This window comes from Streptomyces sp. NPDC001858 (genome assembly GCF_053594615.1).
In genome coordinates, this window is sequence record NZ_JBSFEV010000001.1 from 241,686 (window position 1) to 255,565 (window position 13,880).

Consider the following 13,880-nt stretch of genomic DNA (forward strand, 5'->3'; position numbering starts at 1 on the left):
TCGGCACTCGTCAGGATCGACCCCGGTGGGCCCGACGCGCCGGGCGGGTGCGCCGCGCTTCCGTCAGGGCGTCCGACCAGCCGGCCGCGTAGGCGCGGGACTCCCGGGCGAGCAGTTCTTCGTACACCCGGTCGAGCACGGCTTCCCGGTCGGGGGGCGTGTTGTGCAGGAGGTGGGCCAGGCGGGTGTAGGTGTCGATCGGCTGCTTCGGGGAGTTGCTCGTGCCAGTCGCCATGTCGGCCTGCTTTCCGGTCTGTCCGCTGGGCTGTGGTTCAGGTGGCGCCTCTGGGGCGTTCGAAACGTGTGTTCGAACTAGTGTACGAGTAATCCCGTGGGGTCGTTCCGTGTTTGGCGAGGATGCTCCCTTGTTCGGCGGTCCGGACCTGCGGCGATGCAGGGTGCGCCCGGTGTGGTGCCAGGTTCGTGGAGTAGGATCCGGCCGAACTTCCTCCGGGTAAGGAAATGGTGAACAGCCGGGCCCAGCAAGGGAACTGAGGGTCCACCAGAAACGTTGGACGGTGACGGGGCAGCCGTCCTCGCGCGGGGGGCGCGATGGGGCCAGGGGACGAGAGCAAGGCCTACGGGGTGGACGGGGACGCGAGCAACGTGCGGCACCAGCATGCGATCGACTGGCTCGAACAAGCCTCCGATCTGCCGCATCTCATCGCCCGGCTCTCGGAGCTGGTGCTGCGTCTCGGCTACGAGCCGGACGAACTGGTGATCCTGCCCCGGGCCGAGCTCGACCGGCGCGAACTGGCCGCGTACAGCGCCGGCTGGGCCGACGTGGTCGAAGAACAGCTGCCCGCCGTGCGCCGCGCGTACGAGGAGCGGATCACCGCCGCCTACCTCCAGGGCCAGGAGGACGCCCGCACCGGTCGCCGTCCGCGCCGGGCCGCCCGGCGGGCCGAGGGCGAGCGCGAGCACGAGCGCGCGGGCGGTGACGAGCGGGGCGGCGACGTCATTCCGCTCCCCTATGTCGAGCTGCTGCGCCCCCCGTCCGAACTGACGCGAGTCGAGCAGCGCGGGGAACGGGAACGCTCGGTGGCGGACGGAACTCCACTGCCGGCACCGGCACCGGCACCGGCACCGGCACCAGTGCCGACGTCGACGCCGGGGCCTCCGGCGGAGGAGGTCCACGAGGTCCCTGGGGGCCATGACGACGATGAGGTCGGCGGTCGGGGGGAGGCGGAGGCGGGCTCCGGCGCCGAGGGGGAGATTCTGCTCTCCGCCCGCGAGGTGCGGGAGAAGCGCGTCCCGCCCTCCGAACGGCGGCCGGTGGTCCGGCGCAACGGCCGGCCGAGCGTGCCCCCGCTGGCCCTGCCCGGCGACCTCGGAGCCACCGGGCGGGACAAGGGCCGGCGGCAGACCGAGGAGCCCGCGCCGCCCGATGCGCCGGGCGTCCGTGACGACGTCCGGCCCCGGCTCTCCGACAAGGCCCGGGCCCTCGCGGACGAACTGGAGGGCCGGGCCGGCGGCCGACGCCGCGACGAGGAGAACGGCCCGTCGGGCTCGGGCTCGGGCTCCGGCTCCGGCTCCGGCTCCGGCGGATCGGGCTGAGCGGAGCCGGTCAGCCGAAGAGCAATCAGCCGATGAGCAATCAGACGAAGAACCGGGCCAGTTGGACCGGTGACGGCGTTCCGTCCGGCGCGGTCGCGTTCTGCTCCCGGCCGGTCGCGGTGTCCCCATGGTCCCGGTAGTCCCGGTAGTCCTCGTCGGACTCGGGGTACGGGACGTCCTCGTCCTCCTCGCCGCCCTCGGGCGCGTCCGCCGGACGGGGCACCGGGGTCGGCGCCTCCGGCTGCTCTCCCTCCTCCGAGTTGACGCAGGCGAACATCCAGTTCGCGGCCGCCAGATGGTCCACGGCGGCGGCCAGCAGGTGGTCCGTCACCGACCAGTCGGCGGCCTCGCCGTGCAGCTCCCGGTTCAGGGCGCTGTCCCGCGGCAACTGCTTGACGAGCACCGCGAGTCGACGCGTGGAGAGGCGCTCGCGGTGCCAGTCGAGCAGGTCGATCCCGTAGTAGCGGAGCAGGTCCGCTTCGAGGGCCTCGGCGTGTTCGTCGACGAACCCGACGAGGCTCAGCCTTCCCCCAGGCCGAGCCCGGTCTCCTTGCCGTAGGCCTCCAGGATCGCGGCGATGTCCTGCATGGTGACCTCGTGCCGCTCGAAGCGGGCGAACTGCTCCTCGCCCATGAGCAGCCCGAGCAGCCCGTCCACGTCGTTGTCGTCGAGCCCCCGCAGCGCCTTCGCGGTGGCGCGGGTCAGCTCCGTGGGCAGGGTGAAACTCTCGTCGTCGAGCTCGAACGACCAGGTGCGGCCGAGGGCTTCGAGGCGCTGGGCGCGGGCGGCGTTGACGTCGAAACGGGCCATGGTGATGAGCGCTCCTTGGGTGAGGGAGAAGAGAAGGTGGGGCCCGGGGCGGGGCGGGCGGCCGGGGTCGGCGCCCGCCCCACCCCGGTGGGTCAGGACGCGGCGTACGCGGCGTCCTTCATCACGAAGCTGGCCAGCGCCGAACCGTCGGCGGAGGCCATCGCCGTGTAGGTGATGCCGAGCTGGGCCGCCGACTTGCGGGCCAGCTTGATGTCGTCCGCCGCCGTGACCTGGCCGCGCGGGACGCCGAAGCGGTACGTCACGGTGGCCCCGTCGTCGGCGCGGACGTCCGTGAACTCCAGGCCGAGGGCGCGCACGTCGGAGAACGGGCGGTCGGCGATGTCGTACTTGTAGACGCCGGTCGAGCCGGTGACCGCGGTCACCGCGCCGCCGCCCATGAAGAACGGCAGCGTGTCCTCGTTGAACTGCATCAGCGAGAACTTCAGGGTCAGGTCGCGGTCCGAGTACACGAAGTGCACCGGGCTGACGGCCTGCCACACGTCGACCGGCTCCAGCTTGTCCTTCTTGCTGAACGTGACGCCCTCACCGGAGGTGAAGCCGAGGTTCTTCCAGCCGGCCGCCCAGTCGGTGGACGGGTCGGTGGAGAAGGTCGTCGGAACCTTGGTGTCGGCGGCGGCGACGTAGAGCCGGCCGACGCCTGCGATGCGGATCTCGGAGGAATTGGTGCCTGCCATGGAGGGATCTCCTTGTAGAGAGGGATGGGGAGTGGTGCTGCCGCCCCGGGGTGGAGCAGTCCGGGTACGGCGAAGGCCCCGCCGTCGGTTCGGCGGGGCCTTCGGTCTGTGGGGCGCGAGGCGCGAGCGGGTTGCGGTGGACGTCAGTGGACGTCAGTGGACATCAGTGGATGTCAGTAGACGTCCAGGAACACCTTGAGAACGCTCACGTAGCGGTTGGCCGCGGAGTAGAGGTAGTCGGGCAGCCAGCGCGGGCCGTCCTGCTCCTCGACCTCGGTGATGACGTTCGTGCCGTACCGGTTTCCGGCCGCGGCCAGCAGCGCGCGGCGGGCGGAGTTGGCCAGGACGTGCGCGGCCTGCTTGGTCGGGCCGTACACCTCCAGCTCGATCAGCGGCTGGTCGACGTGGAGTTCGCCGATCCACGCGCCGCCCCGCCGGTTGACGAGGACGGCGGCGGTCGTGCCGTCGAAGTTCTCGGGCGGATCGACGGCGACGTGCGCCGTGGAGAGCGCCGAGTCGGCCTCCAGGATGTCGACGACCAGGGCCTCGACGTCCGGGAAGGCACTCGGTGGGGTGGGTGTGGTCATGCCGGGTCACCTCGCCGGGAAGAAGGGAAGTCGCCGGGCGGGCGCCGCGCGGGGGCGGGGAAGGGGAGGCGCACGGCGCCTCGGCCCGGCGTACGGCGACGGGTGCGGCCCGCTCGGGGCTCGCGGGCACAGCTCCGCCGCTGCACCAACTGTGACAGAGGAGCGTGCGCGCACGCAACTAAAACGGCGAGGAAGTTGAGAGGGGAGGTGCGGGAGGGGAAGTCGGACCAGGGCAGGCCGTTGAACGGAGCTCCCGTCGGCCCACGGGCGCTCGTCCATCAGAACGGCCTTCGATCGGATCGCGTCGGATCAGGTCAGTCCGCGGCGACGGGCACGCCCTTCGCCGCCTCCACCAGAACCCGCCGGTCCTCGCTGACGGGTCGGTGTCCGGGGCCCGGCCCGGCCGTCTCCGCCTCACTCGGCAGGAACTGCTCCACCACCCTGACGAACATGTCCCGTCGGTCGGCGGGCACGCCCAGCAGGTCGGCGACCTCCTCCAGCGTGGGACGGCGGCCGAACTCCGCGCTGGTCGCGGGCGCGGCCAGGTGGTCGTGGGGGTCGGCCAGTTCCTCCGCGGTCAGCCGGCCGGAGCGGATGAGCATGTCGCGGACCGGCACGCCGAGCACGCGGGCGAGTCGGCGCGTGGTCTCGAGGTCCGGCATGCTCTGCCGCTGCAGCAGGCGGGTGACCGCGGCGCGGTGCACGCCCGCTTCGTCCGCGATCCTCGACTTGCCACCGCCACGTGGACTGTCGATGTCGTAGCCGCGTTCGCGCATGAGGTCTTCGACCCACGCGGCGAACGCGTCCAAGCCCTGGTTGGTCATCGTTCTTCTCTCTTCCTTCGGGGGTGGGCAAGAGTTTAGCTTGCTTGCGCGCGCGGAATTACGTGCTCTCGTGCAAGCACTGAGGAAAATTCGCGCCGTTCGTGGAGGTTTGAAGGAGGTTGACGGAGGTCGTCGGAGGCTGACCAGCCGGAAATTCGTTGCGGGCGCGCACGCAATCTGTAAGTCTGGAGGGACGTTCACTCAGCACGGCTCGTTCACGAACCCAGGGGGGTCCCATGTCCATGCCCGAAACGAGTTCCCGCCCACCCGCCTCGACCGATCGCTGGCAGTCCGCGGCCGCCTGCACCGGGCTCCCCGCGCGGGTCGTCTTCTCCAAGAAGGCCAAGGACGCCGCCCCCGCGCTCCTGGCCTGCGCCGACTGCCCCGTGCGCCGGGCCTGCGAGGAGGCCGTCGCACCGGCCGAGAGCGGGTTCGACGGCGTCTGCGGCGGCCGTCTGTGGCGCTCGGGCCGCCCGGTCCCCGTGCCCGCGCATCTCCTGCCCCCGGCCCTGGCCGCCGTCCTCGCCCACCCCCCGGTCCAGGGAGGCCCCCGTGCCTGAAGCGCGCGAGGACCGAGCCGACCGCGCCGGGCGGGGCGAGCGCGACGAGCGACCCACCGCCCAGGCCGCCCTCTGGATCAGCACCCTCCTCCAGCAGTTCCCCGAGCTGGCCACGGAACTGGTCCCGGGCCGCACCACCCCCGCCCCCCGACCCACCGCACCGCCGCCCCCGGCCGACCTCGGCGCCCGGCTGCGCGCGGAACGCGAGGAGCAGCTGCTGCTCCAGCAGCGGCACGGCCTCGTGGCCCCCGGTCACGGCGCGGCCCCGCTCCGCCTGCACGTCTCCGACGCCATCCGGGACATCACCGACGGCGTGCTCGAACTGGAGGAGGCCGTACGCGACCGGCTCGGCCTGCCCCGCCCGCGCCGCGCCGCCGTGCCCGAGCGGCTGCGCAGGATCGCGTCCCTCCTCGACCGGATCGCCGCCGACCCCGTCCTGGCCGCGCACGTGCGCGACGAGATGCGTCGGATGGCCCGGCGCTGTGCCCGCGCGCTGGGCGACACCGAGACCGTCGTACGGGTCGCCGGCCGCTGCCCCTGGTGCGACTCCGTCTCGCTGCGGGCCTTCCCCGACCGCGGGGCCGTCCTGTGCGTCAACCCGGCCTGCCGCTGCCCCGAACCGGACTGCGGCTGCCACGACGACCCGGCCTACCGCCACACCTGGGACGAGGGGGAGTGGGCGCGCGCATGACCGGACCCGACCGTCCCACCCTCATCCCCGGCCCCCTCGCCGCCCAGGAGGTCGGTGTGGCGCCCGCCACCATTCGCAAGTGGGTCCAGTTGGGTCACCTCAGGGCGGCCGGCAAGGCGGGCCGCGCCCAGCTCTTCCGGCTGGAGGACGTCTTCGCCGCCGAACGCGCGGCCCGCGGCAAGCACTGACCGCAGCCGAAGCACCGACCGCAAGGGACTCCCGGTCCGCAGGGGGACTCCCGTTCCGGCTACGGAATGCCCAACTCGAAGATCACATAGTGCGCGTACCACCCCGAGGCCAGCGCCGCCGTCCCGAAGAACACCGCCAGGCTCGGCCACTTCAGCCGGCTCAGCGCCGCCGCCGGGGCCAGCAGCAGCGGGAAGACGGGCAGCAGATAGCGCCCGGTGTTGCCGAACATCTGCTGCGTTCCCAGCACGGTGATCACGCTGGCCAGCGTGTACGCGACCAGCACCAGCGGCGGTTTCTTGCGCAGCATCAGCGCGATCAGGAAGGGCAGCGCCAGCACGATCTGCACGCCGAGGAGGTCCGGGACGGAGAAGGCGAACAGGTAGTCGTGGCGACCGACCGCCGTGTTGCCGAGCACGTCCAGCGTGTACTTGCCGTAGTCGAAGTAGTGCGCCCAGCCCTCGCGCTGGAGCGTGAAGTACGCGGTGAGGTCGTTCGAGCTGAGGCCGACCCAGACGACGTAGGTGAGCAGGCCGAGCGGTGCGGCGAACATCGCGTACAGGGGTCCCGACACCCCGTGCTCGCGCCTGCTCTCCCGCCGGGCGAGGGCCACGATCGCGGCCAGCCCGACCGCGCCGATGAGCGCGGCGGAGGTCGGCCGGTTGAGCCCGGCCACGAAGGCGAGCAGTCCGGCCGCCACCCAGCGGCGCTTCATCACGCAGTAGCAGCACCAGGTGGCTATCGCCACGAAGACCGACTCCGAGTACACCGCCCACTCGACGCCCGCGCCGGGCACCAGCGCCCACAGCCCGGCCGCGATCGTGCCCGCCCGCACCCCGGCGAGCATCGAGATCACGGCGTAGACGCCGGCGGCGGCCACGAAGGAGGCCAGGACGGACACCAGGATCCCGGAGCCGTACAGCCCCAGTCCGGTGATCTCGGACGTGCCCCGGATCAGGCCCGGGTAGAGCGGGAAGAAGGCGACCGAGTTCTGCTGGACGGTGAACAGCCCGCCGGGCTTGAGCGGTTCCAGCGGGCCCGGGTCGTACCCCTTCTCGGCGACCTGGAGGTACCACCAGCCGTCCCAGGTGGCGAGGACGTCCCACCAGTGGGCGCCGCCGCCGAAGCGCGGGTTCTTCTTCTGGTACTCGTCGGCCCACTCCAGCAGCCAGGCGAAGACGCTCAGCCCCACGAGCTTCGTGACGCCGTAGAGAAGCAGCGGGGCGAGGTACGGTCGTAGCCCGTCCGGCAGGGTGAGGCGGGGCAGTTTCCGCGACCGCTTCTCGGGCCCGTCGTCGGGCTCGGCGGAGCCCGTCGCCGTCTCGCTGGAAGCCGTGCTCATCGCTGGGGTCCCCCTCGGCCGATCACCGGACACCCGGGGCGGCACCGCGGTCCGGGTGATCGTGATGATCGTGAAGCCTGGTCAGAAGAATTGGTCAGAAGAGTTGGCCACGAGTGTGGTCATAAGATCGCAACAGCGTCGCACATGTGCGTCACAGCTTGGGGGAGGACGGGTGGCCGAAGCACCCAGGACCGCGGCCGCGGAGCAGATCCCGTCGGTTGTTCCGTCGGTCGTCCTGTCGGTCGTCATACCCATGTACAACGAGGAAGAGGTCCTGCCCGCACTGGTCAGCCGGTTGCGCCCGGTCCTCGCGGGCCTCGGCTGCGGCTACGAGGTGGTCGCCGTGGACGACGGCAGCACCGACCGCACGGCCGAGCTGCTGGCCGCGTTCCGGCTCGGCTGGCCGGAACTGCGCGTCATCGGACTGCGCCGCAACTCGGGCCACCAGGCCGCCCTCACCGCGGGCCTGGACCGGGCGGCCGGCGCCTATGTCGTCAGCATCGACGCCGATCTCCAGGACCCGCCCGAGAAGATCGTCGACATGCTCGTGCTCGCGCGCGCCGAGAACCTCGACATCGTCTACGGAATCCGTGCCGACCGGGCCAGCGACAGCGGCTTCAAGCGGTGGACGGCGGACCTGTACTACCGGCTCGTGCGCCGGCTCGCCGGACCGTCCGTGCCCGCCCACGCCGGTGACTTCCGGCTGCTGAGCCGGGCCGCCGTGGACGCCCTGAAGGCCCTGCCGGACCAGCAGCGCGTCTACCGCCTCCTGGTGCCCTGGCTGGGCTTCCCCAGCGGCGAGGTCACCTATGAGCGCGCCCCGCGGCCGGCCGGCCAGAGCAAGTACCCGCTCGGCCGGATGATCCGGCTGGCCGTCGACAGCGTCACGGGCTTCTCGGCGGCGCCCCTGCGCATCGCGACCTGGCTGGGCGGCTTCGCCTTCCTGGTCTGCCTGGGGCTGATGGCCTACACCCTGAGCGCCCACGCCTTCCAGCACACCGTCCCCGGCTGGACGTCCCTGTTCATCGGCGTGCTGTTCATCGGCGCGGTCCAGCTGATCTGTGTGGGCCTGCTCGGCGAGTACGTCGGCCGCATCTACACGGCCGTACAGAACCGTCCGACGTATTTCATCGGCCACGACACCGCGACAGAGGCGACAGACACGGCAGACACGGCAGAGGGGGCGGAACCGTCACCCCTGGTAACACAAAGACAGAGGCAGCGCTCGTGAACCTGCTCGTAAACCTCCGGCGTGTCGATCGCTGAGCTTTTGTTTTGACCGGAGTCAGTGCGCTAGGTACGCTCAGACCTTGTGCCTGGGGTGTGCCCTGGCCCTCGTGCGTGTCTTCAACCGCACATGGGGCCTAAGGAGCGGCCACCGCAATCTGCGCCTCTTTCCGCCTCGCGGCGGGAGTCCGCCGGATTCGACACACCCGACCGCGTGGGTCGGAGATGTTCCAGGTTAGCTCTACAAATCGGCACACAGAAACCGGAGACGTAGTGCCTACGATCCAGCAGCTGGTCCGTAAGGGCCGGCAGGACAAGGTCGAGAAGAACAAGACGCCCGCACTCGAGGGTTCCCCTCAGCGCCGCGGCGTCTGCACGCGTGTGTTCACGACCACCCCGAAGAAGCCGAACTCGGCCCTGCGTAAGGTCGCGCGTGTGCGTCTGACCAGCGGGATCGAGGTCACCGCCTACATTCCGGGTGAGGGACACAACCTGCAGGAGCACTCCATCGTGCTCGTGCGTGGTGGCCGTGTGAAGGACCTGCCGGGTGTTCGCTACAAGATCATCCGCGGCTCCCTCGACACCCAGGGTGTCAAGAACCGCAAGCAGGCCCGCAGCCGCTACGGCGCCAAGAAGGAGAAGTAAAAAATGCCTCGTAAGGGCCCTGCCCCGAAGCGCCCGGTCATCATCGACCCGGTCTACGGTTCTCCTCTTGTCACGTCGCTCATCAACAAGGTGCTGCTGAACGGCAAGCGCTCCACCGCCGAGCGCATCGTCTACGGCGCCATGGAGGGCCTGCGCGAGAAGACCGGCAACGACCCGGTCATCACGCTGAAGCGCGCTCTCGAGAACATCAAGCCGACCATCGAGGTCAAGTCCCGCCGTGTCGGTGGCGCGACCTACCAGGTTCCGGTCGAGGTCAAGCCGGGCCGCGCGAGCACCCTGGCTCTGCGCTGGCTCGTGGGCTACTCCCGCGCCCGTCGCGAGAAGACCATGACCGAGCGCCTGCTCAACGAGCTTCTCGACGCGTCCAACGGCCTCGGCGCCGCTGTGAAGAAGCGCGAGGACACCCACAAGATGGCCGAGTCCAACAAGGCCTTCGCGCACTACCGCTGGTAGTCGCTACCCACGACGAGACCGAGAGAAGACGAAAGCCTTATGGCTACCACTTCACTTGACCTGGCCAAGGTCCGCAACATCGGGATCATGGCCCACATCGACGCGGGCAAGACGACCACCACTGAGCGGATCCTGTTCTACACCGGCGTTTCCTACAAGATCGGTGAGGTCCACGACGGCGCCGCCACCATGGACTGGATGGAGCAGGAGCAGGAGCGTGGCATCACGATCACCTCTGCTGCCACCACCTGTCACTGGCCGCTCGACGACGTCGACCACACCATCAACATCATCGACACCCCGGGCCACGTCGACTTCACCGTCGAGGTGGAGCGTTCGCTGCGCGTGCTCGACGGTGCCGTGACGGTGTTCGACGGCGTCGCGGGTGTCGAGCCCCAGTCCGAGACCGTGTGGCGTCAGGCGGACCGCTACGGCGTCCCGCGCATCTGCTTCGTCAACAAGCTCGACCGGACCGGTGCGGAGTTCCACCGCTGCGTCGACATGATCAGCAACCGCCTCGGCGCGCAGCCGATCGTGATGCAGCTGCCGATCGGTGCCGAGGCCGACTTCAAGGGCGTCGTCGACCTGGTCACGATGAAGGCCTTCGTGTGGTCCGCCGAGGCGGAGAAGGGCGAGATGTACGACGTCGTCGACATCCCGGCCACCCACACCGAGGCTGCCGAGGAGTACCGCGGCAAGCTCGTCGAGACCGTCGCCGAGAACGACGACGAGATCATGGAGCTGTACCTGGAGGGCCAGGAGCCTTCCGTGGAGCAGCTGTACGCCGCGATCCGTCGTATCACCATCGCGTCCGGCAAGTCCGCCGACACCACCGTCACCCCGGTGTTCTGCGGTACCGCGTTCAAGAACAAGGGCGTTCAGCCCCTGCTCGACGCGGTCGTGCGCTACCTCCCCTCGCCGCTCGACGTCGAGGCCATCGAGGGCCACGCCGTGAACGACGCGGAAGAGGTCGTCAAGCGCAAGCCGTCCGACGACGAGCCGCTGTCGGCGCTGGCGTTCAAGATCATGAGCGACCCGCACCTCGGCAAGCTCACCTTCGTCCGGGTCTACTCGGGCCGCCTGGAGTCCGGCACTGCCGTGCTGAACTCCGTCAAGGGCAAGAAGGAGCGCATCGGCAAGATCTACCGCATGCACGCGAACAAGCGTGAGGAGATCGCGTCGGTCGGCGCCGGCGACATCGTCGCCGTCATGGGTCTGAAGCAGACCACGACCGGTGAGACGCTCTGCGACGACAAGTCGCCGGTGATCCTGGAGTCCATGGACTTCCCGGCTCCGGTCATCCAGGTCGCCATCGAGCCCAAGTCGAAGGGCGACCAGGAGAAGCTGGGCATCGCGATCCAGCGCCTGGCCGAGGAGGACCCGTCGTTCCAGGTCCACTCGGACGAGGAGACCGGCCAGACCATCATCGGTGGCATGGGCGAGCTGCACCTCGAGGTGCTGGTCGACCGGATGCGCCGTGAGTTCAAGGTCGAGGCCAACGTCGGCAAGCCGCAGGTCGCCTACCGCGAGACCATCCGCAAGGCGGTCGACCGGGTCGACTACACGCACAAGAAGCAGACCGGTGGTACCGGCCAGTTCGCCAAGGTGCAGATCGCGATCGAGCCCATCGAGGGCGGCGACGCGTCGTACGAGTTCGTGAACAAGGTGACCGGTGGTCGTATCCCGAAGGAGTACATCCCTTCGGTCGACGCCGGTGCGCAGGAGGCCATGCAGTTCGGCATCCTCGCCGGTTACGAGATGACCGGCGTGCGCGTCATCCTGCTCGACGGTGGCTACCACGAGGTGGACTCCTCCGAGCTCGCCTTCAAGATCGCCGGTTCGCAGGCCTTCAAGGAGGCCGCACGCAAGGCCAGCCCCGTGCTGCTCGAGCCGATGATGGCCGTCGAGGTCACCACGCCCGAGGACTACATGGGCGAGGTCATCGGCGACATCAACTCCCGCCGTGGTCAGATCCAGGCCATGGAGGAGCGGATGGGCGCCCGGATCGTCAAGGGCCTCGTGCCCCTGTCGGAGATGTTCGGGTACGTCGGCGACCTCCGCAGCAAGACCTCGGGTCGCGCAAGCTACTCGATGCAGTTCGACTCCTACGCCGAGGTTCCCCGGAACGTCGCCGAGGAGATCATCGCGAAGGCCAAGGGCGAGTAACGCACTCCGTTCACACGCTTTAGGCTTGACTCCGGAGCCTTAGGGGCATCCACCCAGGTTCGTCACCGTTCATGGGTGTGTGCCCCGGGCCCGGGCTTTGACAGCAAAGATCACCTGGCGCCGATGAAGTAAGGCGTACCAGAACCACTCCCAGGAGGACCCCAGTGGCGAAGGCGAAGTTCGAGCGGACTAAGCCGCACGTCAACATCGGCACCATCGGTCACATCGACCACGGTAAGACGACCCTCACGGCCGCCATTACCAAGGTGCTGCACGACAAGTACCCGGACCTGAACGAGGCCTCGGCCTTCGACCAGATCGACAAGGCTCCCGAAGAGCGCCAGCGCGGTATCACCATCTCCATCGCGCACGTCGAGTACCAGACGGAGACGCGTCACTACGCGCACGTCGACTGCCCGGGTCACGCGGACTACATCAAGAACATGATCACCGGTGCGGCCCAGATGGACGGTGCCATCCTCGTGGTCGCCGCCACCGACGGCCCGATGCCGCAGACCAAGGAGCACGTGCTCCTGGCCCGCCAGGTCGGCGTTCCGTACATCGTCGTCGCCCTGAACAAGGCCGACATGGTGGACGACGAGGAGATCCTGGAGCTCGTCGAGCTCGAGGTCCGTGAGCTCCTCTCCGAGTACGAGTTCCCGGGCGACGACCTGCCGGTCGTCAAGGTCTCCGCGCTCAAGGCGCTCGAGGGCGACCCGGAGTGGGCGAACACCGTCCTGGAGCTCATGGCCGCCGTCGACGAGTCGATCCCGCAGCCGGAGCGCGACGTCGACAAGGCGTTCCTCATGCCGATCGAGGACGTCTTCACGATCACCGGTCGCGGTACGGTCGTCACCGGCCGTATCGAGCGTGGTGTCCTGAAGGTCAACGAGACCGTCGACATCATCGGCATCAAGACCGAGAAGACCACCACCACGGTCACCGGTATCGAGATGTTCCGCAAGCTGCTCGACGAGGGCCAGGCGGGCGAGAACGTCGGTCTGCTCCTCCGTGGCATCAAGCGCGAGGACGTCGAGCGCGGCCAGGTCATCATCAAGCCGGGCTCGGTCACCCCGCACACCGAGTTCGAGGCGCAGGCCTACATCCTGTCCAAGGACGAGGGTGGCCGCCACACGCCGTTCTTCAACAACTACCGTCCGCAGTTCTACTTCCGTACGACGGACGTGACGGGCGTTGTGACCCTCCCCGAGGGCACCGAGATGGTCATGCCGGGTGACAACACCGAGATGTCGGTGCAGCTCATCCAGCCCATCGCGATGGAAGAGGGCCTGAAGTTCGCCATCCGTGAGGGTGGCCGCACGGTCGGCGCCGGCCAGGTCATCAAGATCACCAAGTAGTTCCGGTGATCGACCTGGTGGCTCCAGCCTGAGCTGAGCACCTGAGAGGGCCCGTACGACTCCGGTCGTACGGGCCCTTTCGCGTGCGCACGCGTCCCTGGCAGCAGGTTCAGAAACCCAGATAGATGATCTGGACGATGTAGACGCGTTCGCTGCGGACGACGACCTGGTAACCGAACCAGCCGCCGGAGACGATGATTTCGCCGCCCTTCGGGTCGATCTCCTCATGGGCCCGACCGTGAACGTGGAGGGCTTCGGCCGCTCTGACGAGTTCGTCGGCCTTGTGTTCCACGGCGGTGAGGAACTCTGCAGGGACAGTACGGGCGGCTTCTTCGGCGGCGAAGGCGTACTCCCACTTCCAGCTCACTCGCGAACTGCTTTCAGGGCCTCGGCGAGCACGGCGCTCAGCTCGCGGAGGGCTTCCCGCGCGATGATCGGGTCCTCGTGCTCGAGATTGTTCTTCGCTTGGCTGTAGCGGGTGGAGAGTTCCGGGCGGCGGGCGATCTCGATCTCCTTGGCCCAGATCAGGACCCAGCTCTGTACCGGGCTGAGCGATTGCCACTCGACCGCCTTGGCAAAGGCCTCGTCCTTCGTGGCTTGCATCTCGTTCAGGCGGCCTGGGGCAACGACAGCGAGGGCTGCGCGCAGGGCGTCAGGAGTCTGCTCGGGACGGGGGATCAGCTCGTGCCCGTGGTCGGCCTGAGTGCTCATGGTGTCCTCCTGACGGTGCCGCGGCCAGACTAACCGGCCTGAGTGCA

Annotated in this window: 18 protein-coding genes; 9 read left to right on the forward strand and 9 right to left on the reverse strand. The window is 69.2% G+C overall.

The annotated features are described in order from the left end of the window. Nucleotides 1-10 precede the first annotated feature (10 nt). Nucleotides 11-235 carry a hypothetical protein gene (locus tag ACWCPF_RS01220; RefSeq protein ID WP_451042880.1) on the reverse strand — a complete coding sequence of 75 codons (225 nt, stop codon included), beginning with the start codon at nucleotides 233-235 and terminating at the stop codon, nucleotides 11-13. 317 nt (nucleotides 236-552) lie between these two features. On the opposite strand from ACWCPF_RS01220, the gene ACWCPF_RS01225 reads away from it, so the two are divergent. Further along, complete coding sequence (locus ACWCPF_RS01225) at nucleotides 553-1,557, forward strand: hypothetical protein (RefSeq protein ID WP_451042881.1); 1,005 nt, start codon at nucleotides 553-555, stop codon at nucleotides 1,555-1,557. Nucleotides 1,558-1,597: 40 nt separating this feature from the next. Here the strand turns inward: ACWCPF_RS01225 and ACWCPF_RS01230 are convergent, their stop codons facing one another. The 5 genes from ACWCPF_RS01230 to ACWCPF_RS01250 all read right to left on the reverse strand — a co-directional run bounded on the left by ACWCPF_RS01230 (nucleotide 1,598) and on the right by ACWCPF_RS01250 (nucleotide 4,473). Continuing rightward, nucleotides 1,598-1,960, reverse strand: coding sequence for a hypothetical protein (locus ACWCPF_RS01230; protein WP_451042882.1), 363 nt, complete (start codon nucleotides 1,958-1,960; stop codon nucleotides 1,598-1,600). 116 nt (nucleotides 1,961-2,076) lie between these two features. Then, nucleotides 2,077-2,367: a hypothetical protein gene (locus tag ACWCPF_RS01235; RefSeq protein WP_451042883.1), complete on the reverse strand. Its 291-nt coding sequence runs from the start codon at nucleotides 2,365-2,367 to the stop codon at nucleotides 2,077-2,079. 92 nt (nucleotides 2,368-2,459) lie between these two features. Then, complete coding sequence (locus ACWCPF_RS01240; RefSeq protein ID WP_451042884.1) at nucleotides 2,460-3,062, reverse strand: phage tail tube protein; 603 nt, start codon at nucleotides 3,060-3,062, stop codon at nucleotides 2,460-2,462. Nucleotides 3,063-3,235: 173 nt separating this feature from the next. Further along, nucleotides 3,236-3,649 carry a hypothetical protein gene (locus ACWCPF_RS01245; protein ID WP_451042885.1) on the reverse strand — a complete coding sequence of 138 codons (414 nt, stop codon included), beginning with the start codon at nucleotides 3,647-3,649 and terminating at the stop codon, nucleotides 3,236-3,238. Between the two features lie 314 nt (nucleotides 3,650-3,963). After that, nucleotides 3,964-4,473, reverse strand: a complete 510-nt coding sequence (locus ACWCPF_RS01250) for a helix-turn-helix domain-containing protein (protein ID WP_451042886.1) — start codon at nucleotides 4,471-4,473, stop codon at nucleotides 3,964-3,966. Nucleotides 4,474-4,709: 236 nt separating this feature from the next. On the opposite strand from ACWCPF_RS01250, the gene ACWCPF_RS01255 reads away from it, so the two are divergent. From ACWCPF_RS01255 to ACWCPF_RS01265, 3 genes are read left to right on the forward strand one after another with little or no spacing between them, the layout of a single operon-like run. Beyond that, the gene (locus ACWCPF_RS01255) at nucleotides 4,710-5,033 is read left to right on the forward strand and encodes a WhiB family transcriptional regulator (RefSeq protein ID WP_451042887.1); all 324 of its coding nucleotides are present in this window, start codon (nucleotides 4,710-4,712) and stop codon (nucleotides 5,031-5,033) included. After that, the gene (locus tag ACWCPF_RS01260; protein ID WP_451042888.1) at nucleotides 5,026-5,724 is read left to right on the forward strand and encodes a hypothetical protein; all 699 of its coding nucleotides are present in this window, start codon (nucleotides 5,026-5,028) and stop codon (nucleotides 5,722-5,724) included. The genes ACWCPF_RS01255 and ACWCPF_RS01260 overlap by 8 nt, the downstream gene beginning before the upstream one ends. Continuing rightward, the gene (locus ACWCPF_RS01265) at nucleotides 5,721-5,912 is read left to right on the forward strand and encodes a hypothetical protein (protein WP_451042889.1); all 192 of its coding nucleotides are present in this window, start codon (nucleotides 5,721-5,723) and stop codon (nucleotides 5,910-5,912) included. The genes ACWCPF_RS01260 and ACWCPF_RS01265 overlap by 4 nt, the downstream gene beginning before the upstream one ends. 59 nt (nucleotides 5,913-5,971) lie before the next feature. Here the strand turns inward: ACWCPF_RS01265 and ACWCPF_RS01270 are convergent, their stop codons facing one another. After that, entirely contained in the window at nucleotides 5,972-7,252 is a 1,281-nt protein-coding gene (locus ACWCPF_RS01270; protein WP_451042890.1) for a hypothetical protein, read from the reverse strand. A 253-nt stretch (nucleotides 7,253-7,505) separates the two neighbouring features. Between ACWCPF_RS01270 and ACWCPF_RS01275 the strand changes: the two genes are divergently transcribed. The 5 genes from ACWCPF_RS01275 to tuf all read left to right on the forward strand — a co-directional run bounded on the left by ACWCPF_RS01275 (nucleotide 7,506) and on the right by tuf (nucleotide 13,122). Beyond that, the gene (locus ACWCPF_RS01275; RefSeq protein ID WP_451043109.1) at nucleotides 7,506-8,483 is read left to right on the forward strand and encodes a glycosyltransferase family 2 protein; all 978 of its coding nucleotides are present in this window, start codon (nucleotides 7,506-7,508) and stop codon (nucleotides 8,481-8,483) included. A 269-nt stretch (nucleotides 8,484-8,752) separates the two neighbouring features. Continuing rightward, nucleotides 8,753-9,124, forward strand: coding sequence for a 30S ribosomal protein S12 (gene rpsL / locus ACWCPF_RS01280; RefSeq protein ID WP_003948652.1), 372 nt, complete (start codon nucleotides 8,753-8,755; stop codon nucleotides 9,122-9,124). A 3-nt stretch (nucleotides 9,125-9,127) separates the two neighbouring features. Further along, complete coding sequence (rpsG, locus tag ACWCPF_RS01285) at nucleotides 9,128-9,598, forward strand: 30S ribosomal protein S7 (protein WP_030788318.1); 471 nt, start codon at nucleotides 9,128-9,130, stop codon at nucleotides 9,596-9,598. A 39-nt stretch (nucleotides 9,599-9,637) separates the two neighbouring features. Then, entirely contained in the window at nucleotides 9,638-11,764 is a 2,127-nt protein-coding gene (fusA, locus tag ACWCPF_RS01290) for an elongation factor G (RefSeq protein ID WP_451042891.1), read from the forward strand. A gap of 164 nt (nucleotides 11,765-11,928) precedes the next feature. Beyond that, complete coding sequence (tuf, locus tag ACWCPF_RS01295; protein ID WP_351903814.1) at nucleotides 11,929-13,122, forward strand: elongation factor Tu; 1,194 nt, start codon at nucleotides 11,929-11,931, stop codon at nucleotides 13,120-13,122. A gap of 109 nt (nucleotides 13,123-13,231) precedes the next feature. Here tuf and ACWCPF_RS01300 read toward each other — a convergent pair whose 3' ends face one another. Together ACWCPF_RS01300 and ACWCPF_RS01305 are read right to left on the reverse strand one after the other, a co-directional pair. After that, on the reverse strand, nucleotides 13,232-13,489 hold the full coding sequence (locus ACWCPF_RS01300) for a hypothetical protein (protein WP_451042892.1): 258 nt from the start codon (nucleotides 13,487-13,489) through the stop codon (nucleotides 13,232-13,234). After that, a complete protein-coding gene (locus tag ACWCPF_RS01305; RefSeq protein ID WP_451042893.1) occupies nucleotides 13,486-13,833 on the reverse strand; it encodes a hypothetical protein in 348 nt (115 codons plus the stop codon). Before ACWCPF_RS01305 ends, ACWCPF_RS01300 begins: the two co-directional genes overlap by 4 nt. Nucleotides 13,834-13,880: the final 47 nt, after the last annotated feature.

Coding starts and splice junctions, on each gene's coding strand:
- ACWCPF_RS01250 (WP_451042886.1), bottom strand. CDS start 4,473: ATGACCAACCAGGGCTTGGACGCGTTCGCCGCGTGGGTCGAAGACCTC.
- ACWCPF_RS01265 (WP_451042889.1), top strand. CDS start 5,721: ATGACCGGACCCGACCGTCCCACCCTCATCCCCGGCCCCCTCGCCGCC.
- ACWCPF_RS01270 (WP_451042890.1), bottom strand. CDS start 7,252: ATGAGCACGGCTTCCAGCGAGACGGCGACGGGCTCCGCCGAGCCCGAC.
- ACWCPF_RS01275 (WP_451043109.1), top strand. CDS start 7,506: ATGTACAACGAGGAAGAGGTCCTGCCCGCACTGGTCAGCCGGTTGCGC.
- ACWCPF_RS01240 (WP_451042884.1), bottom strand. CDS start 3,062: ATGGCAGGCACCAATTCCTCCGAGATCCGCATCGCAGGCGTCGGCCGG.
- rpsG (WP_030788318.1), top strand. CDS start 9,128: ATGCCTCGTAAGGGCCCTGCCCCGAAGCGCCCGGTCATCATCGACCCG.
- ACWCPF_RS01220 (WP_451042880.1), bottom strand. CDS start 235: ATGGCGACTGGCACGAGCAACTCCCCGAAGCAGCCGATCGACACCTAC.
- fusA (WP_451042891.1), top strand. CDS start 9,638: ATGGCTACCACTTCACTTGACCTGGCCAAGGTCCGCAACATCGGGATC.
- ACWCPF_RS01305 (WP_451042893.1), bottom strand. CDS start 13,833: ATGAGCACTCAGGCCGACCACGGGCACGAGCTGATCCCCCGTCCCGAG.
- ACWCPF_RS01225 (WP_451042881.1), top strand. CDS start 553: ATGGGGCCAGGGGACGAGAGCAAGGCCTACGGGGTGGACGGGGACGCG.
- ACWCPF_RS01235 (WP_451042883.1), bottom strand. CDS start 2,367: ATGGCCCGTTTCGACGTCAACGCCGCCCGCGCCCAGCGCCTCGAAGCC.
- ACWCPF_RS01255 (WP_451042887.1), top strand. CDS start 4,710: ATGTCCATGCCCGAAACGAGTTCCCGCCCACCCGCCTCGACCGATCGC.
- ACWCPF_RS01245 (WP_451042885.1), bottom strand. CDS start 3,649: ATGACCACACCCACCCCACCGAGTGCCTTCCCGGACGTCGAGGCCCTG.